Here is a 20550-nt window from a genome sequence, read left to right as displayed (position 1 = left end):
TTGCTGTTGAAGGTGCCATCCCTGCGTTTAAAGCTTGTTTTACGCAAAACAGACCTGAAACCTGCGTGGGTTGTTTTCCTTTTTCTGCCTTGCCGGTGCCCAGCCCAGAGGAAAATTGTTTTCTGCCTCTTCTGGCAAAAGGAGGCCAGAATTAGGTTGCCAGTACCTCCGTAACCGCTTCCTGTCCCCAAGAAATGGTTTACTCTTCCAGCACCTCTATGGATATGAGAATTTTATAGGTTTTGTTGTCTTTGTACGCAATGCGGCGGGTGTTGAGGCACATTTTGCGGTAACCCAGCAGCGCGAAGTCATGCTCCAGAATGCTGTCTTTTACGTCCTGGCCCTCCAGCAGCACCTGGGCCATGACGTCATGCAGGCCGGGAATGTCCCACTGGCCGTTGCCCAGGTGGTACAGCCATTGCCCTTTGATCTGCTCAGGAATGAGTTTGAAGGTATCTATGAAAGCCTGGCTGGAGGTTTCTACCCGCAGAAGATGGTCTAACACTATCAGGGGCTTGGGCATGAGGTCTACCAGGGCGGTGGCGTACTGGTTGGTGGCCTCGCGGCTTGCTTCCATCTCTTTGTAGGCCGTAATGTTGGTGAACGTGAGCACCGTGCCGTTAATGAAATTGTCTACGGTGCGGTACGGGATAATGCGCATGGAGTACCATTGCTGCTCATCGGCGGTTTGCAGGTGCACTTCTTTGCTGCGCAGCCGTTCCAGCACCTCTTTCACGTCTTTGGTAATGTCCTGGTACTTCAGGTTAGAGGCAATGTGCGTAATGGAGCGCCCCACATCTGTCCGGATGAGGTTGAAGATCTGGGTGGCCTGCGGCGTAAAGTTCTTGATGTTGTTGTGCTGGTCCAGGAAGATGGTGGCTATCTCAGTGGAGTCCAGCAGGTTCTTCATGTCATTGTTGGAGTTGAGGAGCTCATCGGTCTTGGTCTGGTACTGCAGGTTGATGGTCATGAGCTCTTCGTTCAATGACTGCAGTTCCTCTTTGTTGGTCATAGACTCCTCATTGGTGCTTTGCAGCTCCTCATTGGCGCTTTGCAGTTCCTCATTGGTAGATTTGAGTTCCTCCAGGGAGGAGTGCATCTCTTCTACGGTAGTCTGCAGGCGTTGCTTGGTAAACTGCAGTTCCATCTCCAGTTGGGAAATGATCTGGTCTTTTTCACTCATTTCCTCCTGGGTTTGTTTGGTGCGGCGGGTTTTCTTTTTCTCGGTGGGTATGTCTTCAAACACCACCATCAGGAAATTCTTCAGGACCTCGGGTTCCTGCAAGGGCCGCACCGTAAGCCGTATGCTTTGAGTACCCACCTCATTGCGCACCTGCACGGGCATAACCGTCACTTGCTCCCGCAGCAGGTTGGCTTTCTGAATGGCATCGCTCAGCTCATAGTTGAGCCCCTCGCGGGCCATGTCAAACACGTTGAGTTTGGCCTGACCCGGGGCAGGCTCCAGGTAACGCCCGGTACGGCCATGGATGTAAAAAATATCGCCTTTGGCGTTGACAATAACAGAGGGAGGGGCAAACTGATCTAGCATGATCCGGTGCACCGCCGTTGACATGGAAGATTCTCTTATCACTTCAGTGGCAGGTTCGGGCAAGGTTTTAATAGGTTCCTTGGTGGTGAAATTAAACGGGAAGTCTATGCGCGAGAGCGGCAGGGCCTGCTCACTGCGCTGGTAGATTTTCCATTTGGTGTCTAAGGGTGTAAACAGGTCCTGGTAGCCGCCAATGGTTTCAGAGGAGCCCAGCAACAGGAAGCCGTTGGGGTTTAAGGAGTAATGGAATACCGGAAATATTTTGCGCTGCAGGTCTGATGCCAGGTAAATGAGCAGGTTGCGGCAGGTAAGCAGGTCCAGTTTGGTAAAAGGGGCATCGCGGTTAATGTTATGCACCGCAAACACAATCTTCTCGCGCAGCTCTTTCCTGACGTGGTACTGGCTGTCTATTTTTATAAAGTACCGTTTCAGACGCTCCTGCGCCACATCGGCGGCAATGTTCTCTGGGTAATAACCGTTACGGGCGCGTTCTATGGCGTCTGGGTCTATGTCTGAGGCAAAGATCTGCACGGTGAGGTGCTGGATCTGGGGGTCCTGTTCAATGCACTCCAGCAGCAGAATGGCTATAGAATACGCCTCCTCGCCGGTAGAGCAGCCCGCCACCCACACCCGCACGGTGTCGCCGTCTTTCTTCTCCTGCAGCAAACGCGGCAGGTATTTGTTTTTGAGCAGCTCATAGGCCTCGGGGTCCCTGAAAAAGCGGGTTACCCCAATCAGGAATTCCTTGAACAGCAACTCCACCTCTGAGGGGTTCTCCTGCAGGTAGCGCACGTAGTCTGGCAGTTGCTTTACCTGCTGCAGGTTCATGCGGCGTTCAATGCGCCGGAAAATGGTGTTGCGTTTGTACTGGGAGAAATCATGCCCGGTCTGGTTGCGGATCAGGAAAAATATCTTCTGCAGCAATAGCAGTGATTTCTTGCTGTCTGTGAGCAGGCGGCCTACCTGGTTGGGGTTTTGGGCAAAGGAGATCAGCTTTTCGGGCATGTCTTCGGGCGCCAGCACGTAGTCTACAAAATCGGTTTTAAGAGCACTGCGGGGCATGCTGTCAAACAGGGCAGTCTCGGGGTCCTGTACTGTTACCATGCCGTAGTTTTCTACAATGGCCCTGAGACCCAGGGTGCCGTCTGTGCCCGCGCCGGAGAGAATAATGGCCACCGCCCGCTCCCGCAGTTCGCGGGCCAGGCTCAGGAAAAAGAAATCTATGGGTTTGCGCTGCTCTGCGGGTAAACTGGGCGTATGCAGTTTAAAGAAACCATCCAGCAGCTCAATTTCCTGAAAAGGCGGCACCACATACACTTTGTTAACCTCCAGGGGCTGGTCCTGCTGTATCTCTGCCACGGGCAAGTTTGTGTGCCGCTGCAGAATCTCCACCATGTTGCTTTTGTGCTCAGGGGCCAGGTGCGGCACCACCACAAAGGACATGCCCGGCTGGGCCGGTACGTTCTTAAAGAATGTCTCGTAGGCTTCCAGTGATCCGGCGGAGCCGCCAATGCCTACCACCAGGTAATGCGCTCTCTCTTGCCTGCGCTCATTACCCGGCGGGGAAGAGGCGGCAGGAACAGTGCTTTCTGGAGCAGCAGGAACAGGTTGGGCATTTTTATCAGGCATGGAATACAAATAAAGGTAATAAAAGTAAAAGGCTGCGTTTGTTTTTGCAGCCTTTTTGGGTACTGAATAGTTGGCCTGTGTAAGGCGAAAAAACATTCTACCCAATTTACACACTTTTGCCCCCAACCGCTAATAAGTAGAATTGGACTCCCTCAAATGCCGTATTAATACGGCACCTGGCGGTTGTTTATTCCTTGTTTCAGGGAAACCTTCAAGAGAACTGTAAGAAACGCGTCTTTTATGGACCCGGGGCCGTACAACCTTCTGATGCGACCTCTACCTACCACCACTAGCCCCAACCATCACGACGTGATCGTGATAGGCACCTCTGCCGGAGGAATGACTGTGCTCCTCAAACTGCTGGAGCAACTGCCCGCCAGTTTACCGGCCTCTATTTTCATTGTGCAGCACCTGGCCCGTAACTCCAACGCCGAGATTCTGGTGGACCGCCTGAACCGCAGCACCGAGCTGGTGTGCGAAGTGGCCCAGCACGAAAAGGCGTTTGCCCCCGGGCATGTGTACTTCTGCCCCGAGGACCATCATCTGCTCTTGCAGCGGGGCCGCATGCTGGTGACCAAAGGCCCCCGTGAAAACCTGTTCAGGCCAGCCATTGACCCGCTTTTCCGGTCGGCAGCGGCGGCCTATGATTCACGGGTGATTGGCATTATCCTGACGGGCATGTTGCAGGACGGCACCGTGGGCATGCAGGCCGTGAAGCGCAGCGGCGGACTTACCATGGTGCAACTGCCCGCCGAGGCCGAGTACCCAGACATGCCCCAGAGCGTGCTGAACGAGATGGAGGTAGATTACTCTGTGCCGGTAGGCGAGATGGGCTTGCTTTTGCAGGAATTGGCTTCAGTGCCTGCCTCCCTTGACCACCTGGTACCCGATGACATCAAGTACGAAGCCACCATTGCTGAACGGCTCATGACTCAGGGCAATGGCCACACCCACGAGATGGGCGTGATGGGGCCGCAGGTGCCGCTCACCTGCCCAGACTGCGGCGGTGCCCTCTGGGAAGTGAAAAACGGGCAGTTAAGCCATCTGCGCTGCCACGCCGGGCACACCTTTACCCCAGAAAGTTACCTGGCCGGTAACCTGGAAGCCCTGGAAGAAACCATGTGGGTAGCCCTGCGCATGCTGGAAGAACGCCGCACCATGCTCAACTCCATGGCCGACCAGGACCGCAAACGCGGCAGCAATTACTGGGCCTCCACCCAGGAAGAACGCGCCGAGGAGCTCAAAGTCCACATTGAACGCATCAGGAATCTGCTCCTGGCCAACGCCAACGCTAAAAGCGACAACCAACTACGCCTAGAAGGCGATTCTGAGGCAGAGCGGGCCTGACCTGTTTTCAAGCTCTTTTCAGGAAATCACCGCCTATACGCCTTTTCCCTCGCTCGCCTCCGGCGAGTGTGGGTCATAGGGCAGCCTCTGGCTGCATTGCGGGGGTAAGGGGTTGCGGAGATCAATGACAATGAACCGGAAATGCGATGAAGCCTGACCAGATGCACACATAAGACACATAGCGGCGAGACGCCGCCCCATAACCCACACTCGCCAGAGGCGAGCGAGGGGGTTGTTTGTAGCTTCGTTTTTAATTAGTTTTTCTAAAAGTAGACCTTAAACCCATTAGACAAACCTGACTTAACTTCAACCTGCTCATGAGTGAATACCGGAAGGCGTTTCCAGACGAGTTGTATTTTGTCACCCTTACTGTTGCCGGGTGGGTAGATGTGTTTACCAGACGTGAGTACAAAGACCTGTTGGTAGAAAACCTGCAGTACTGCCAGCAGAAGGAAGGCCTTGAGATTTTCAGCTACGTGCTCATGCCCAATCACCTGCATCTGGTAGCAAGAAGGCAGGAGCAAGGTCTCTCTGAGGTGATAGGACGGTTCAAGAGCTTTACGGCCAAGAAGCTGTTAGCCGCCATTGCCCATAACCCGGTTGAGAGCAGAAAGGAATGGCTGTTGTTCCTGTTTCAGCGCTTTGCCAAAACCAATACCCAGTACGGCACCTACCATTTCTGGCAGTACACCAACCACCCAACCCCTTTACCCACGCCTGTTTTGATTCAACAGAAGGTAGACTACATCCACCAAAATCCAGTAAGAGCCGGCCTGGTCACCACCCCTGAAACGTACCTGTACAGTAGCGCCTGCCCAGATAGCCCGTTAAAGGTTTCAGATTTATAATCCTTGTTTTTCCTCTTTCCCCTCGCTCGCCTCTGGCGAGTGTGAGTTATGGGGCGGCGTCCCGCCGCTATGGGCTATATGTGCATCTAGTCAGGCTTCCACGCATTTCCGGTGCATTGTCATTTATCTCTGCAACCCCTTACCTCCCCGCAACGCAGCCAGAGGCTGCCCTGTAACGCACACTCGCCAGAGGCGAGCGAGGGATTTATGAGGAGCTGACTGCTCCACAAAATTTAGAAACCACTCTTTCTCCCGCAAAAAGCTAACCCTCTAAAGGAGTGATGGTTCCCTTTCTCTTGTCTTTAAATGCCTTTGCGGTGGCCCCCGGAAAATTTTTGGAAAAGTACGGGAAGAAATCTCCGTATAAATACAACCTTCTAAAATGGCATGCGTTGAAAGTGAGGCAATTAACAAAAAAGTAGAAGTATGAGAGCGGAAGAGAAGGTGTTAAAGGCGATTTATGGATTGGTGAAAGGAGACGAGTCGCCGGTTCATTTGCCCGTATCGCCGGTGGGGGTGAGCCAAAAGACCGGTTTGCCGGTGGAGCGCGTGCAAATGTGTTGCAAGGTGCTGGAAAACCACGGCTTTTTGATCAGCAGCAAGGTGGGGGCTTCTTCCACCTATTATTATATCACGAAACATGGCATCTCCGAGGCCCAAAAGCCCAGCCAGGTAGTTTATCTTTTTTCATCGGCCAACCCCAACAGGAAAAGAGCCTGAGATTTTTCTGAACGATCCTACGCGAACTCCCTTGTTTTAGGCCAGTTTCCTGAAAAACAGCCTGAATACAAGAGAGTTGTTGCGCGTGTGCGCAGCCCATCTGTGCTCTGCCGCTTGATTGTCCTTCCCGTGTTCTAACCTACTGGGTTGGATTCTTCAATATTCCCGTTGTCTTCGTGCGCCTTGGGGTGTCTCCCGTTTTCAGGCTGACCCGGAACATGCCTTGCATATGGAAGGTGCTGCCTGTCATTGTTCTGAATTTCCGGTACAATCACACTGCCCAAGCCCCAGTTTTCCCTACGTTCTGGTGAATCACTTTCGGCACGGCCTGCTGCACAGATACTTTTTTGTATTCCAGGAGAGCGGCAATGCCAGGTGCTACCATGTGCTGGAGGTAGAACACCCTATGAACCGTTTCTGATACTGCGCATAGGTGGCTGACATAGGTGGGGAAGTGCGGGAAATATGTGGCAAAATAGAACCTAAAACCCGTTTCGGAGCTGATTTTGAGAAATCAGCCCCTAAACGGGTTGGCTATTCAGGGGAGGCTACTTCAAAGAGTTGACTGCCGCCAGCGCTTTTTCAATTTCTTCTTCTGTGTTGTAAATGCCAGGGGTAAAGCGGGCGTAACTGGTGAGGTACGGGGCGGCGGTGCAGGTGATTTTCTGCTCCAGCATGCGCTTCACCACGTCCTCGGTGCTAAGGCCGTCTACTTCAAAGGAGATGATGCCGGCTGACAGTTCATCGTCCAGGGGAGTGTGCAGCGTTACATGGGGCATGGAAGCCAGGCCTTCTTTGCAAAGCCGGTTCAGGTAATGCACCCGTTCGTATATTTCTTCTTTCCCGATGGACTCCAGGAACTGGATGGCATCGTTCAAGGCCCAGCGGTACTCCAGGGAGTGGAAGCCGCCCGGGGTCATCTGTTTTCCGTTCATTTTGTTGGGGCGCTCTTTCTCGGCGATCACAATGTCCATCACATCCGTGAAGCTGGGGATGACCGGGGTGACGTGTTGCCAGGCCTCAGAAGTAGCCGCTACAAAGCCGGTGCCCCTGGGGCCATACGCCCACTTATGACACCCCGAAACAAAGAAGTCGCAGCCCAGTTCCTGAAACGTTTCGCGTTCTATCCCAAAGCCGTGCACGCCATCTACCAGCAACAGCACCTTGTTATCCTTGTCACGGGATTGGTTTAGTTTGGCAATGGCTTGGGCAATCTGGGTTACGGGAGTCTTGAGCCCTGTGCTGGAGTGTACCCACGTGATGCCCACTACGCGGGTTTGTTCCCCTATCGCGTTTACGATGGAGTGGACCATTTCTTCCTGGGTAACCTCGGCCAGGTTTTCGTACATGGGTACCCGGCGGAAAGAGGCTCCATAGCGGTACGTAACCCCTCTGATGGACTCATGGTGCGAGTAATGGTCGTGCTCGGTGGTGAGGATCTCCTGGCCTTTCTCCAGGCCCAGCCCCGAATACGTGATGCCCAGACCCATGGTGGTGCTGTCGGTCATGGCAAGGTCATCGGGTTCCGGATGCCCGAAATATCGGGCCACCGCTTTGCGGGTGTTCTGCATGAGGGGATCCTCGTTTTCCTCGGTGTACAACTCTGGGTCTTTGTCCAGCGCCTGCTGGTACCGGTGAATGGCTTCCCGCACCGGTGTTGGCATGGAGGCAAGAAACTGGGAGGAAGCTAAATGGATGTATTCTTTGCTCAGGTTGAATTGGGCTCTTATGTTATCCCAGTCTACTTTGGCTTGTCTGGTGTAAGTATCGTTGGTACTATTCGTCTGCATTGGGTGTTTTCTTCTCTTAGGGGGTTGAAATCAAGGACGTTAGAAGGTGGTTTTTTTTATAGGATAGGAGGCTCTTTACCGCTGGAGGGTAAGTAAACCGGCCCGGAAAGAGAAAGCGTTTCAAGCCCGGTTTCTGAAAAACGGGCCTAAAACGCTTTAAGCGAGGGGAGAGAGGATATCAGCCTTCCTTTTCCCAGTCTCCAGCATCGTCTCTCCAGATACCAATGTAGGTGGGCTCATCGGCGCGTTTGCAGGCCCTGAACATAAGGCTGGTCACAAAGCTGAATTCCACGTTGCCCTGGGTGTCAAGGGCGATGAAGTTGCGGTCTCCTTCAATCCGGTCGGTGTACAGGTGCAGGGCTTCCTGGCAGGCCTCCTTCAAGGGCAGGCCTTTGTATTTAAGCAGTGCGTACACTTCGTGGGCGGTGTTGGCCAGCATAATGCCTTCGCCGTCGCCGGTGCAGGAAACGGCGCAGACCTCGTTGTTGGCGTACACGCCGCTGCCTACAATAGGGGAGTCGCCCACGCGGCCCGGTAACTGGTTCACCAGGCCGCCGGTAGAGGTAGCGGCCGCCAGGTTCCCGTGCATGTCCATGGCGATGGCGCCCACCGTGTCATGCCCCGTGGTGGCTTCTTCCTTCTGCGCTTCTTTCAGGGCCTTTTCTTTTTCCTCGGTCAGGAAATAGGCATCCGATTTCAGTTCAAGCTTATGCTGGCGGGCAAACTCCTCGGCCCCCGGGCCGCACAGCATCACGTGTTTGGATTCCTGCATAATGGTTTTGGCCAGCGTAATGGGGTTCTTCACGTGTTTTACCCCGGCCACAGAACCCGCTTTCATGGTTTTGCCGTCCATGATGGCGGCGTCAAACTCATTGGTGTTCTCGCTGGTAGGGCTGCCTCCTTTACCGGCGTTGAAAAGCGGGTTGTTTTCCATGCTCCTGACGGCGGCCTCTACGGCATCAAGGGCGCTGCCGCCTTCTTTCAATACGTGCCAGCCCGCCATCAGGGCGTTTTCCAGGCCCTGCTCATAGGCGGCCTGTTTGGTTTCGCCCAGTTCTTCGCAGCTTTGGTTTTCGGCACCGCCGTGTATAGCAATTACCCACTTATTTCCCATAGGATACAATTTGTTGTGTTTAGGTAGTGTCAAGTGCCCTGGCAACGTGGCCGGGCTGTATTTTGTGTACGCGTGAGGGTAGGGTCAGTTTGCCTGATTAATACTGAATTGAAATAGGATTTTTACGGATTGGTAAAGAGCGATGACTCTGCGGCTAAAGGACGTTTCTAAGGCAGATAGCTGCAGCTTTAGAGGAAAACCGACGGGTAAAATTGGGTGGCGCTTTGCTTAGGGATGGAAAAATCAGTGTTTTCGCAAGTCAAATGCCGTGTTAGTTCGGGCACTATCTAAAGTGCAGGAAGCGTATGTATATACAAATTGAAACTCTGAAATATAACTATTGCCATCTGCGGGAATGTGCTGCTTCTGGTTTGTTCCTGCTCTGTTGCACAGGCGCAAGAGTGGTCACCCTTAGCATAGTAGACGTTGGCGAAAACAAACTCCAGACCTGCTTGTTGGAATCAGCATGTAGAAGGAAGTAGAGTGCGGTGGCAGGGCAGAATGGCAGAGACTACTTCCAATTAGGGAGCCAGGAATATTAAATAGAGTATTGTATGCAAAAGATTCTCACAGATAAAACGGACGCGCCCGGCATTCTCCTGTTGCAGGAAGATGTGGATCTCGCTGACCAACAACTGATCAGGAGCCTGGAAAAGATAAACCAATCTGGCAAGGCCTTTCACCTTTGGGTTGACTGCGCCGGCCTGAAGTGCCTCAAAACAATGGGCTTCTGCCACTTCATCAACCAATTACTCCTGCTGCGGCACAGGGCAGCCCACATCACGCTACTTAACCTGAGCCCACAGCACCAAGCCCTACTAAAACTCTTCAACCTGAATGCCTTCTTCACCATTGTGCATGATATAAAGGAAATAGATCAACTGGTGCAGGCCTCTTAACCAGCTAAGGGTTTGATCAGGGTTTAGGAGGTAGGAGAGGTTTTCAGTCTAATTTTCACAAAACAGAGCAGAAAGGAACAGCATGCAGCTGGAGCAATTCACAGATATAAAGGAGGCGGTGGCGTATTTGCGACAGCAAGGGTATGAGCATGTATTTGAGTGTTGCCCGCAGGGCTGGAGGCAGCGGAAGACAGGCCTGGTGTTTTGCCCCGAGAAAATGCAGATGGAAAACTGTCAGCGTTTTCAGAAATGCGGGGGTGTGCACAACGTAACGGTGTTGTACATGGTACTGGCCCCCGATGGCAGCAAAGGCGTGATCATAGATGACTGCACCACTTACGGCGATGCGCTTTTTGGCGAATACCTGGTTCGGATGAAGCTGCGCCACATCAACCCAGACCAGCAACGCCAGCAGCCTGGGTAAAAGAAGAGAGATAAATTCAAGCGATGATTATGAGAATGAACCCCGTTAGCTTCGGCTGGAATCTGATCGGAAAGCAGGTTTCTTCGCGTACTTCTTCTACGTTGTCACCTGCCTCCATAAACAGTTGGTGTGCTCAGCCGGTCCTTCCCCAGGCAGAACTCCGGTATACTTTCACCCCTTCCATGACAAAGGAGGAGCCCCTGACTTTCTCTAATCCCATACTAAGCGGTCCTCTGGGGTGAATTGCTCTTTATTGAGGGTGCTATTCTCAAAAAAAATCTTTGACAGCAGAGTTGAATTTTTATCAGGGGAAGAGCTTTTCTGACTGTTTAATATTGGACTTTTTGTATGTAAGTAGGGTTTCATCCAAAACTTGGAAAAATTATTTTTAATAAAAAGGTTGTTTTTGTAAAAGTTGTGCCCTTACCTTTAGGGCATCTTTATTGGAGATTTATAAAGAAGAGGCGAGAGAGCAGGCTCCAGGACCCTCTAGCAACCTTCGGCCCAGCCGAAAAGGTGCTAACACCTGCCCAGTTTTTGGGAACTATAAATTTATGACCATGCAACCAAAGATTTTGAACACGCGCCTTCCTTTAGACAGCCATCCTGCCTCCCGGCAGTTCCTGCGAATGCAGGCTTGTTGTTGCTGTTAGCGTACTCTATTGCTTCTTTTTTTTTCTGATGTAGTAGCCAGAAACCGCCGGGTGGTGGTATGTTCTTCTGTCTTCCTATTTTAACACAATACTCCTATGAGTCCTTCTTTACCCTTCTCTTTTCCGGAGAACTATGCTCCAGCCGGAGCTTCGTTTAGATCTGTTACAGATGCTCTTTGCATGGGCATCCTGCCTGCTTGCGGCCGAATGTGCTGTTGTTGATTCAGCCTACCTCTACTTTTAGCTCCTCCTTTAGTTTTGTTTTAAACGACTCCTGGTATCGTCCTGATGCCAGATAGGAATTCTCTTGTCTTTATAATTTCATAATAATGCAAACTTCTACAAGTAGTACTCTAAAAAGTCTAGTAAGTCTAGGGGTATTATTAGCAATATTGCTGACCCATGCTGCTTTTGCCCAGGCTCCACTGGTGAGCGGGCAGGTAACCGGTGCCAAGGGCAATGAAGCCCTGGCGGGCGTAAGTGTGGTGCTGAAAGGCACTACCAGCGGCACCTTCACCAACGCCGAAGGGCGTTTCTCCATCTCTGCTAAAACCGGGCAAACGCTGGTGTTTTCCAGCATCGGATACTCTTCCGTTGAGGCGGTGGTGAACGGAAGCACTGTAAACGTGGTGCTCAAAGAAGACACCAAAAGCCTGGAAGAAATTGTGGTGGTGGGCTACGGAACCCAGTCGCAACGGGCGGTTTCCAGCTCGGTGAGCACCGTGAACGTGGAAGACCTCAGGGGTTTGCCGGTTTCTTCCCCAGACCAATTGATTCAGGGAAAAGCGGCCGGGGTGCAGATTTCCTCAGCCAGCGGCGCGCCCGGAGGCGGAATCAGCGTGAGTGTGCGCGGCGCTACTTCCATCAATGCCAGCAACTCTCCTTTATACGTGATTGACGGCGTGTTCATCAACAACCAATCGCTAAGCAACCTGGGCTTGGGCGGACAAACCTTCAATCCACTGGCAGACCTCAACCCCGCGGATATTGAGAGCATCCAGGTGCTGAAAGACGCCAACGCCACGGCCATTTACGGGTCGAGGGGAGCGAACGGGGTGGTACTCATCACTACTAAGCGCGGCAAACTGAACGCGGGTTCCAAGATTAGTTTCCAGACCTACTTTGGCTGGGCCAAGGCACCGAAGCTTTATGAAACCGTGAACGCCCAGCAGGAGGCCGAACTCATCAACGAGGCTTTCTTGAACGATGGCGGCGCTTTCGCTTCCCGTCCGTTCCGCCCGAAAGCCGAAGGTGGGCGCGGCTTACCCGAGGAGCAGACCACGTATTCCCGCATTCCGGATGTGTTCCAGACGGCCAAAACCCAGAGCTATGATTTGTCGGCCTCAGGTGGGTCAGACAAAAGCCGGTACTTTATTGGCGGTAGTTATTTTTCGCAGGAAGGGATTGTGAAACCAGCCTTGTTTGAGCGTTTCAGCGGCCGGTTCAACTTTGACCATAACCTGAGCGAGAAACTGACAGTGGGCATCAGTGCCTCGGGGGCGTACAGTCACCGCAACGTGAGCCGCAACGATAACAGCGCGCAGGGCGTGATTAACTCCTCGCTTTACGTGCAAACGTTTCTGCCCGTGTTTAACGAAGACGGCAGCTACGCCCGCCACAGCATCTTTGACAATCACTTGGCGCTCATTGAGAACCTGAACATACAGGGCCACAGCAACCGCCTTATCGGGAACCTGTACGCCGAGTACGAGATTCTGCCGGGTTTGTCGTTCAAATCCAGCTGGAGCCTGGACTACAACAGCTACATTGACAAGGTCTACAACAACACCCAAATCAGTGTAGGCCTTCCGGCCGGGAACGGCAGCAACACCCAAACCAGCTTAGTGACGCTCATCAACGAGCAGGTCCTGACTTACAACAAAGCCTTAGGCGATGATCACCGTTTAAACCTGGTTTTAGGAAATACCCTCCAAAGCACCAAATACAACTTCCTGACGCTCTCGGGCCAGAAATTTCCAAGCGATAATTTCCAGGAAATCGCTTCTTCCTCCATTCAGACGGGGAGTACCAGTTCTAGCCAGAATGGCTTGGTGTCTTTCTTCGGAAGAGCCAGTTACACGTTCAGAGACAAGTACAGCTTAGACGGTAGCCTGCGCGCCGATGGTTCCTCTAAGTTTGCCGCGGGCAACAAGTGGGGCTACTTCCCATCGGTAGGGGCGTCCTGGATTGTCTCTGAGGAGGCGTTTGCGGAAAACCTGCCGTTTGACCAGATCAAGCTGCGCGCCAACATCGGGTTGTCCGGTAACCAGAACGGCATCAGTGATTTCCCTTCGCAGAGCTTGTGGAGAGCCGGTAGAAACTACCAGAACAACCCCGGCATCAGCCCTAGCCAGTTGGGCAACCCGGACTTGACCTGGGAAACCACCCGCCAGTGGAACGTGGGTCTGGACTTGGCGTTCCTGCAGAACCGCATCAAAGTGGAGGCCAACTACTACAGCAAATACACCAAAGACCTGCTCATCCAGGTGCCGGTGCCTTCCAAGCTGGGCTATTCCAGCGTGTATGAGAACCTGGGCGAGGTGAGCAACAAAGGGGTGGAGCTGAGCATTTCCTCGGTGAACATCCAGAAAGACGATTTCCAGTGGTCCACTGATTTCAATATCGCGAGAAACAAGAACCGCATTGAGAAACTGCCTACGCCTATCACCGCCCACTCCCGCGACTGGGTGCGCATGGAACAAGGCAACTCGCTCTTCGCTTTCTGGGTGTATGACCAACTGTATGTAGACCCGCAGACCGGCGATGCCGTGTACGATGACGTGGATAAAAACGGCACCATTACCACCGCTGACCGCAAGATCCTGGGCAACGGCGCCCCGGATTTCTTCGGGAGCTTGAACAACACCGTGCGCTTCAAACGGTTCGATTTAGGGGCCCTTTTGTATTTCCAGTACGGAAACGACGTCATCAACCTGAACCGCTTCTTTATGGAGCACGGCGGTACCCAGAGCGGCATCACCTTCTTCCCGAACCAGCTGAACAGATGGCAGAAACCCGGCGACATCACCGATGTGCCCCGCCTGACCAAAAGAGGCAACAACTACACGCTGCCCAGCAGCCGCTACTTGGAGGACGCTTCCTTCCTGCGCCTGCGCTCCATCACGCTGGGCTACAACGTGCCTACTGAGCTGATCAACCGCTTCAAAATTTCTAACCTGCGCCTGTACGCCCTGGCCACCAACCTCTGGACGCTCACCAATTACAGCGGCCTTGACCCCGAGGTGAACACAGCGGCGAACAACCAGAACGTGCTGGGCATTGACCACGCCGTGGTGCCGCAGCCCAGAAGTTTCCAGATAGGTGCCAATGTAACTTTCTAAGAAAATCAGCCATGAAAAATATTCTTTCTTCCTATAAAACCTTTGTTTTAGCCGCCGCCGTTTTGTTCTCCAGTTGCGATTTACTGGAGCCGGACCCGGCCACCGAAGTCTTGTCTTCCATCGCCCTGGTAGATGCCCGCGGCGCCCAGGCTGCCCTGCTGGGGACCTACAGCGAACTGCAAAGCAACAATTATTACGGCCTGGATTATCCGGCTCTGTCTTACCTGTCCTCCGACGAGGCGGAGTCCATCGGGTCCTTTGACTTTTACCGGCAGTTCGACCGCAACGGCATCCAGTCAGAGAACAGCTCTATCCTGAGCACCTGGCGGCAGATTTACCGCGTGATTAACCTGGCCAACAACCTCATCACCGATGTGCCTGCTATCCAGGACCCCGCCTTAACCGAAAACTTGCGGAAAAGCATCCTAGCCGAAGCCCATTTCCTGCGTGGCCTCGCCTACTTTGACATCGCCCGGGCCTGGGGAGGTGCCCAATTGGTTTTGACGCCCACTGAGTCTAAACTGGACGGACAAGGCATCGGCCGCTCCACCAAAGCCGAAACCTACGCTCAGGTGCTGGCAGATTTAAACCAGGCCGAGCAACTTTTCACCGAGGTGGAGAACGGTGCCGTGGGTGCTTCCTACACCACACCTGCCCGTGCTTCCTTGCTGGCTGTGTGGGCCCTGAAAGCCCGTTTCTATCTCTATCAGGAAAACTGGACTGAGGCCGAGAACTTCGCCACCAAGGTAATCAATGCGAAAAAAGCCCAGCTGGTGTATCCGTACGAGCAAACAATCCAGGGCCTGCTCACCCCCGAAAGTATTCTGGAGCTGGCCTACACCACCGCCAACGGCAACAGCCACGCTTCTTACTGGCTGCCCAGTTCCAGCGGCGGCCGCCTGGAATGGATTCCCGGCCAGGCCATCACCAGCGAGTTGCGCAACCCGGCCATCGGCGGCGCCCGCAGTATCCTCATCGGGACCTCCGGCACCATTGTCTACGGCAAAAAATACTTCCGCAACGGCACCAGCGATGACCCAGCGTTTTTGCTGAGAATCTCTGAGCAGTACCTCATCCGCGCCGAGGCCCGCGTGAAGAAAGCTGCCCCTGACCTGATAGGTGCCCTAGCCGATGTGAACGCCATCCGGGAAAGAGCCCGCGTTGAGAAACTGACCTTGCTGGATGCTCCCGGCTTGTTGCTGGTCATTGAGCAGGAACGCAAACTGGAACTCGCCTTTGAAGGCCACCGCTGGTTTGACCTCATCCGCACCGGCCGCGCCCAATCCGTCCTCGGCATCACCGACCCCAACAAGTTCCTGTACCCCATACCCAACGCCGACATCGTCGCAGACCCAGACTTGGGACCCGAAGACCAGAATCCCGGCTATTGATTGTAATTCTTCCTTTGCATGTGAAAAGGAGTATCACTCTGCGATACTCCTTTCTTTTTGTCTGATGCTTTGGGGCTGTTTTTAGGAAAGTAGGCTTTAAACTGTGGCTTTAATTGAACTGATTACTTTATCAGTTTGCCCAGTTTGAGGCTACCGCCTCACTGAAGTTGCAAACTTCAAGTCATGGTAGGTCCAAGTTGAAAACTTGAACCAGAGATAGAGTGATTGGAAGTGGTGCGCATTTCGTCCCCCTTTGAAGGGGGTAGGGGGATGATTTCTTCTGCAGATTATCGCGTTTCCTAAATGTAGGGCAATCCCTTGTGGTTGCCCTTGCGCCAGCTACCGCAATAGTGGTTGTTGGTGATAACACCAACAACGGCAGCAGGAAAGGATTCTCCCCTTGAGGGGAGCGAAGAGGGGTGTTTACACCTGCTAATCATGACGTTCCCAACTGCCTTCTGAGTGGTGGTAGATTCTTTGAATTTTAATGGTACTGATTACCTCAACAATGCGCACCCTCCTGTGTAAACACCCCTTTTTATCTCCCCTCAAGGGGAGAATCTGTGCTTAGTAAAAAGCAACCGGTTCTTCAAGCGCTATCGTCATCCCCTACCTCCTTCAAAGGGGGACGGAATGCGTGAAAAGGAATGAAGGATGCTGTACTATCTTTTACTGTCATAACAGCAATAAAAAAGCGGCTACAAAAAGGTAGCCGCTTTCATTTAAGATAGAAGTACAAATGAAATCCTCCTTCTGTCATCCTGAAAGGACCTTGTGGGCAAGCTAGAAAGGCGTTTGGGAAGCGCTATTACCGTTCGCCACCAAGATCCTACCAGGATGACAAGCGGGAATACAATGCACTATTCCTCTTCCTCCGCACCAGCAGGCACGCCGCCCACGGTTTTAATGATGTTGCCAAAGAAAAGGGCGTTGAAGAACAGGTGGTTGGTGCCGTACCAGCTGCCTCGGAAGTTGGGGTTGTCGGCGAAGAGCACCACGGTGCCCTGGCCCTGGTTTTGGGCCAGCAGTGAGGCTGAGTTGGCGATTTTCTTCAGGTTCGCTTTAGACACATAGCCACTTTGCAGCGGGTTGGCGGTGTATTGGGCCACGGTTTCATAGGAACTTTTGCTGGGGGCCAGGAACACGCTGCTATTGCGGTACACGCTCAGTTTACGGGAGGTGTAGCCGAAGGCCAGCGGGTGCGTAATGTCCAGGTCAGTCTCGTAAATAGAGCCGCCTACTGATTTGGCGCCTTCCAGTTCACGGGCGTTGATGTAATCTTGGCGCACCGTTTTAGCGGTGGTATCTGCAGGGGAGATAAGGCGGGCATTCGCGATGCCTTGTTTGATGGCCCACTCAGAGGCGGTTTTGAAAGTAATCAATGTGCCGCCTTCGGTCACCCAGCGCTTCAGTTTGTCCACGGTGTTTTTGTCCAGGCTGTTGTAGGAGCCGCTTACCAGCACGATGGTGTTGTAGCGGGCCAAAGACAGGCGCGGGAAAGAGCTCAACTCAGCTTTGGTGATGGGCATCTTCAGCTGTGAATCCAGGAGGAACCAAACTTCGCCGGCCTCAGGGCCTTGCACGCCAGTGCCTACCAGCATCAGCGCCTCGGGTTTGCGGATGGTCTGGATGTTGCTGCTGCCCAGGTCAATGCCTTTCGCGCTGAAACCGCTGTTCACCGCAGCAATGTTGATTTTGCGATCGGCGACTACTTTCTGGATGGCTTTGTACAGCGAGTCAGACGAGATTTTCTGCGAGGCCACCGGAATGGTGATGGCACCGGGCAAATAGTCTTTGGCGCCTGCCGTGGTATTGGCCGTGAAAGGTTTTAATGCGGTTTGGGCGGTTACGCCTAAGGATTGCAGTTGGTACAAGGCGCCAGCGGTGTTGTAATCGGTCCAGTCCAGGAGGTAGGCGTAGTTGCTTTTTGATGGCGCTGCTGCGGTGAGGGCAGGCAGGGTTGTTACTTTGTTTCCGCGGTTCACTGGTTTAGTGGCGCCCATATGCGGCAGACCATAAGCCAGCGCCAGGGTCCAGGTGGAGGCATCGTAGAAGACGCTGTCGGGTAAATTGGTGTTCTTCGCGAAGATGGATTCCACCAGTCGGTACTGTGGTTGCTCGGTGGGCACTACATAGGATTTCCCTTTCTCAAAGGTGGTGCCGTTGATGGTCTGGTTGCCCGGTAGTTCATACACCTCAATTTTGTGGGCCAGCAGCAGCTCGGTGAAGTTACGCAGGCGGGTGGCATCGTACTTCTCGCCGTACACATAGGCTTTCACCGGATTTTTGCGGCCATCGGCGATACCGGATTTGTAGAACTCGCGCTGGTGTTTCAGGAAGGTCTCGCGGTTCTCTACGGCACCTTTCACCGTGGCTAATCCCGTGCTCAGGTGGTTTCGGATACCGAAGGCAAAGGTCAAGACGCCGGTGGAATTTTCCTGGCGGTTGCCGCGGGAGCTGGCCTGCTCGGTGGTGATGCCCACGCCGCCCTGGAAATCGGGGTAAGTAGAGCCGTAGCCGGGATAGATGTTGTCGTACTGCTCTTTGGTGAAGTACAAAGACCCGATCTCGTCCAGCGCCGCTGCGTGGTACTTGGCGATGATCACGTTCAGGTTATCATAGGTGCTGCGGGGCACCAGGTAGTTCTCGGAGCCGTAGGGCTTGCTGGGCTCAAAGTAGTAGGTGGAATTGGTGCCCATCTCGTGGAAGTCAATGACCACGTTAGGCAGCCACTCATGGTAGAACTTGAGGCGGTTTCTGCTTTCCACGTGCGCAATGGGAAGCCAGTCGCGGTTCAGGTCAAACCAGTAGTGGTTGCCGCGGCCGCCGGGCCAAACCTCGTTATGCTCCCAATCATCAGGATCTGCCACGGAGGGATCACTTTGGTGCACGTTGATCCAGTTGGCGTGCCGGTCGCGGCCATCGGGGTTGTGGGCGGGATCGAGCAAAATCACGGCTTCTTTCAACGCGCGCTGGGTTTCCGGGTCCTGGTTGGCGGTGTAGTAATAAGCCGTGAGGAGGGAGGCTTCCAGACTGGAGGCTTCGTTTCCGTGCACGCTGTATCCCAGGTTCACAAACACGGGTGAGTTGGCTAGGTTGGGGAGTGGTTTAGAGACATCGGCCAACTGCAGGTGCTCTTTCCGGATGTCCTCCAGGCGGGCGTGGTTCTCGGGCGAAGTGATGATGGCCACCACCTGCGGCCGCAGTTCATAGGTAAACCCGATGGTCTGCACCTTCACTTTGTCCGAGAGCCGGTCCAGTTCTTTGAGGTAAGCCACCGATTGCTCGTAGCGGCTGTGGCGCTCGCCGATGCCGTAGCCCAGAAACTGCTCGGGCGTAGGAATGGCGGCATCAAAGTTCTTCGTCTTCGGGAAATAATAACTGCTTTGCGCCAGGGCCGGGACGATGGTCAGAACCCAGGCGGCCAGGACCAGAAGCGCCCTGTAAGTAGGTAATATTGATTTCATGGTATTTTAAGGGTGTTTTTTAAAAAATGGGTTAAAAGCGGAGCGGTGAGGAATAACGTTTCCGCAACAGCAAAGAGAGAGGAAGCGACAAAGCGCTGCCAGGGTAGAGGAGAGGCAGGCGTGCAAAGAGGAGTCCCAGGCAAACGCCGGTTTCTTTGCCCTTGCCTGCGCAAGTGCCGTGTACATAAAGAGTAAAACTGAAAAAGTAGCTAGAAAACAAAAGAGCGCTGCCTCAGCGCAAAAGGGTAGAAACCCGGGAGCCCGGAAAATCTAAGGAAGCTAACAGCAACAACAAGAGTGCATACAGGCAACGGAATAGCCTGAAGCAGTAGATAACGAAAGAAGGTTTGCGTTGGAAAGGTGGTGGTTGCTGAGCATGGTCTGAAAACTTATATTTCCCATTTGGCTGGGCAGGAGTTAGCACCTTTTTAACTTGGTTAACGGTTGCTAGAGGTTCTCAGAGCCTGCTCTCTCCCCTCTTCGGTATAATTTCAGGGGCTAAGGTAGAAAGCAGGTGGGTATATAGCAAAAGAAAGATAGATTATTTATACCCCGATTAAACTGGGTGGAAAGCTGATTTTAAGTTGTTTCTGTAAAAAGAGGCGGAAAGCCCCATAAAGCTGGGGTCAACAGAAAATGGGAAGGTAAACGAAGATTGCATCTCTCTTTCTCATGGAAGGAAGACTCTTTGGGAGCAAACCCCACCCATGGGCTCAGGTAAGCAGCGTCATTTCTTTCCAAAGGCGGTTAAATTCCTGGTTATAACCAGCCACTACCTTGGAATCTGAGGTAACCAATACATTCTCATGGTTGTACAGAGCGGCGCTGCGGGTCCAGTTGTAACTGCCGGTGAGCACGAATTTCTGGTCAATGACGGCAAACTTATGGTGCATGTGGTTGGGCGAGTTGTCAATCTTCACCTTGAGGCCCGCCTGCGCCAGTTGCCGGATGTCCGATCCTTTGTCAAACAGCTTCTCGTTGTCTGAGATCAGTTGCACGTTCACGCCGCTGCGGTGCGCGTTCAGGATAGCCTGCGAGATACGGTCATCTGAGATAGTGAACACGCATATTTTGAGCGAGGACTTAGCCGAGTTGATGCATTGTAAGATGGCCCGCAAACAATCTTCGCCAGGACTGAAATAGGCACCACAAGGCAGTGAGGCAGCGGAGGAAAAGAAGGGAAATCTGAACGCCATGCGAATATCTGGTTTTTAGGAGGCTAAATGTAAGAACTTTCTGCCACTCCTTTCCGGGTGATTTCCCTTCGGGTTATCAAAATTTTCCTATCCATAGCCCAAGCCAGGTCGGTAATATCTCCTTTTTCATTTAGCCGTAAAATAGGAGTACTTTTGCCCCGCAAAGTGGGCACCCCGGCATT

Annotated in this window: 12 protein-coding genes and 2 riboswitches; of the genes, 7 read left to right on the top strand and 5 right to left on the bottom strand. The window is 53.1% G+C overall.

Annotated elements, in window-relative coordinates; genetic code table 11:
• Positions 1–199 precede the first annotated feature (199 nt).
• On the bottom strand, positions 200–3178 hold the full coding sequence (locus tag JT719_RS06825) for a CheR family methyltransferase (protein WP_207431954.1): 2979 nt from the start codon (positions 3176–3178) through the stop codon (positions 200–202).
• A 267-nt stretch (positions 3179–3445) separates the two neighbouring features.
• Between JT719_RS06825 and JT719_RS06820 the strand changes: the two genes are divergently transcribed.
• From JT719_RS06820 to JT719_RS06810, 3 genes are all read left to right on the top strand, one after another.
• On the top strand, positions 3446–4525 hold the full coding sequence (locus JT719_RS06820; protein WP_207431952.1) for a chemotaxis protein CheB: 1080 nt from the start codon (positions 3446–3448) through the stop codon (positions 4523–4525).
• 317 nt (positions 4526–4842) lie between these two features.
• Positions 4843–5373: an REP-associated tyrosine transposase gene (locus JT719_RS06815; protein WP_207431949.1), complete on the top strand. Its 531-nt coding sequence runs from the start codon at positions 4843–4845 to the stop codon at positions 5371–5373.
• A gap of 426 nt (positions 5374–5799) precedes the next feature.
• Positions 5800–6093 (top strand): hypothetical protein, encoded by a 294-nt coding sequence (locus tag JT719_RS06810; RefSeq protein WP_207431947.1) that lies wholly within the window; start codon positions 5800–5802, stop codon positions 6091–6093.
• 548 nt (positions 6094–6641) lie between these two features.
• On the opposite strand, the gene JT719_RS06805 is transcribed toward JT719_RS06810, so the two are convergent.
• Together JT719_RS06805 and JT719_RS06800 are read right to left on the bottom strand one after the other, a co-directional pair.
• Positions 6642–7883: an aminotransferase class V-fold PLP-dependent enzyme gene (locus JT719_RS06805; protein WP_207431945.1), complete on the bottom strand. Its 1242-nt coding sequence runs from the start codon at positions 7881–7883 to the stop codon at positions 6642–6644.
• Between the two features lie 178 nt (positions 7884–8061).
• A complete protein-coding gene (locus JT719_RS06800; protein ID WP_207431943.1) occupies positions 8062–8997 on the bottom strand; it encodes an isoaspartyl peptidase/L-asparaginase family protein in 936 nt (311 codons plus the stop codon).
• A gap of 554 nt (positions 8998–9551) precedes the next feature.
• On the opposite strand from JT719_RS06800, the gene JT719_RS06795 reads away from it, so the two are divergent.
• The 4 genes from JT719_RS06795 to JT719_RS06780 all read left to right on the top strand — a co-directional run bounded on the left by JT719_RS06795 (position 9552) and on the right by JT719_RS06780 (position 15705).
• On the top strand, positions 9552–9896 hold the full coding sequence (locus JT719_RS06795) for an anti-sigma factor antagonist (RefSeq protein WP_207431941.1): 345 nt from the start codon (positions 9552–9554) through the stop codon (positions 9894–9896).
• 82 nt (positions 9897–9978) lie between these two features.
• Positions 9979–10320: a hypothetical protein gene (locus tag JT719_RS06790; RefSeq protein ID WP_207431939.1), complete on the top strand. Its 342-nt coding sequence runs from the start codon at positions 9979–9981 to the stop codon at positions 10318–10320.
• Positions 10321–10768: 448 nt separating this feature from the next.
• A riboswitch (SAM riboswitch) is annotated at positions 10769–10873 on the top strand.
• Positions 10874–11365: 492 nt separating this feature from the next.
• A complete protein-coding gene (locus JT719_RS06785) occupies positions 11366–14314 on the top strand; it encodes a SusC/RagA family TonB-linked outer membrane protein (protein WP_207431937.1) in 2949 nt (982 codons plus the stop codon).
• An 11-nt stretch (positions 14315–14325) separates the two neighbouring features.
• Positions 14326–15705, top strand: coding sequence for a RagB/SusD family nutrient uptake outer membrane protein (locus JT719_RS06780; protein ID WP_207431935.1), 1380 nt, complete (start codon positions 14326–14328; stop codon positions 15703–15705).
• 860 nt (positions 15706–16565) lie between these two features.
• Here the strand turns inward: JT719_RS06780 and JT719_RS06775 are convergent.
• Positions 16566–19172, bottom strand: coding sequence for a M14 family metallopeptidase (locus JT719_RS06775; RefSeq protein WP_207431933.1), 2607 nt, complete (start codon positions 19170–19172; stop codon positions 16566–16568).
• Positions 19173–19558: 386 nt separating this feature from the next.
• Positions 19559–19664: riboswitch (SAM riboswitch) on the bottom strand.
• Between the two features lie 221 nt (positions 19665–19885).
• Positions 19886–20368: a phospholipase D-like domain-containing protein gene (locus JT719_RS06770; protein ID WP_207431931.1), complete on the bottom strand. Its 483-nt coding sequence runs from the start codon at positions 20366–20368 to the stop codon at positions 19886–19888.
• Positions 20369–20550: the final 182 nt, after the last annotated feature.

This window comes from Sabulibacter ruber (genome assembly GCF_017355955.1).
Taxonomy (GTDB): domain Bacteria; phylum Bacteroidota; class Bacteroidia; order Cytophagales; family Hymenobacteraceae; genus Nibribacter; species Nibribacter ruber_A.
This window is presented reverse-complemented; position numbering and strand designations above follow the sequence as displayed.

Bases quoted from the DNA above. Each gene is read 5' to 3' on its own strand.
- JT719_RS06795 (WP_207431941.1), top strand. From the start codon at position 9,552: ATGCAAAAGATTCTCACAGATAAAACGGACGCGCCCGGCATTCTCCTG.
- JT719_RS06775 (WP_207431933.1), bottom strand. From the start codon at position 19,172: ATGAAATCAATATTACCTACTTACAGGGCGCTTCTGGTCCTGGCCGCC.
- JT719_RS06825 (WP_207431954.1), bottom strand. From the start codon at position 3,178: ATGCCTGATAAAAATGCCCAACCTGTTCCTGCTGCTCCAGAAAGCACT.
- JT719_RS06805 (WP_207431945.1), bottom strand. From the start codon at position 7,883: ATGCAGACGAATAGTACCAACGATACTTACACCAGACAAGCCAAAGTA.
- JT719_RS06810 (WP_207431947.1), top strand. From the start codon at position 5,800: ATGAGAGCGGAAGAGAAGGTGTTAAAGGCGATTTATGGATTGGTGAAA.
- JT719_RS06820 (WP_207431952.1), top strand. From the start codon at position 3,446: ATGCGACCTCTACCTACCACCACTAGCCCCAACCATCACGACGTGATC.
- JT719_RS06790 (WP_207431939.1), top strand. From the start codon at position 9,979: ATGCAGCTGGAGCAATTCACAGATATAAAGGAGGCGGTGGCGTATTTG.
- JT719_RS06800 (WP_207431943.1), bottom strand. From the start codon at position 8,997: ATGGGAAATAAGTGGGTAATTGCTATACACGGCGGTGCCGAAAACCAA.
- JT719_RS06770 (WP_207431931.1), bottom strand. From the start codon at position 20,368: ATGGCGTTCAGATTTCCCTTCTTTTCCTCCGCTGCCTCACTGCCTTGT.
- JT719_RS06815 (WP_207431949.1), top strand. From the start codon at position 4,843: ATGAGTGAATACCGGAAGGCGTTTCCAGACGAGTTGTATTTTGTCACC.
- JT719_RS06780 (WP_207431935.1), top strand. From the start codon at position 14,326: ATGAAAAATATTCTTTCTTCCTATAAAACCTTTGTTTTAGCCGCCGCC.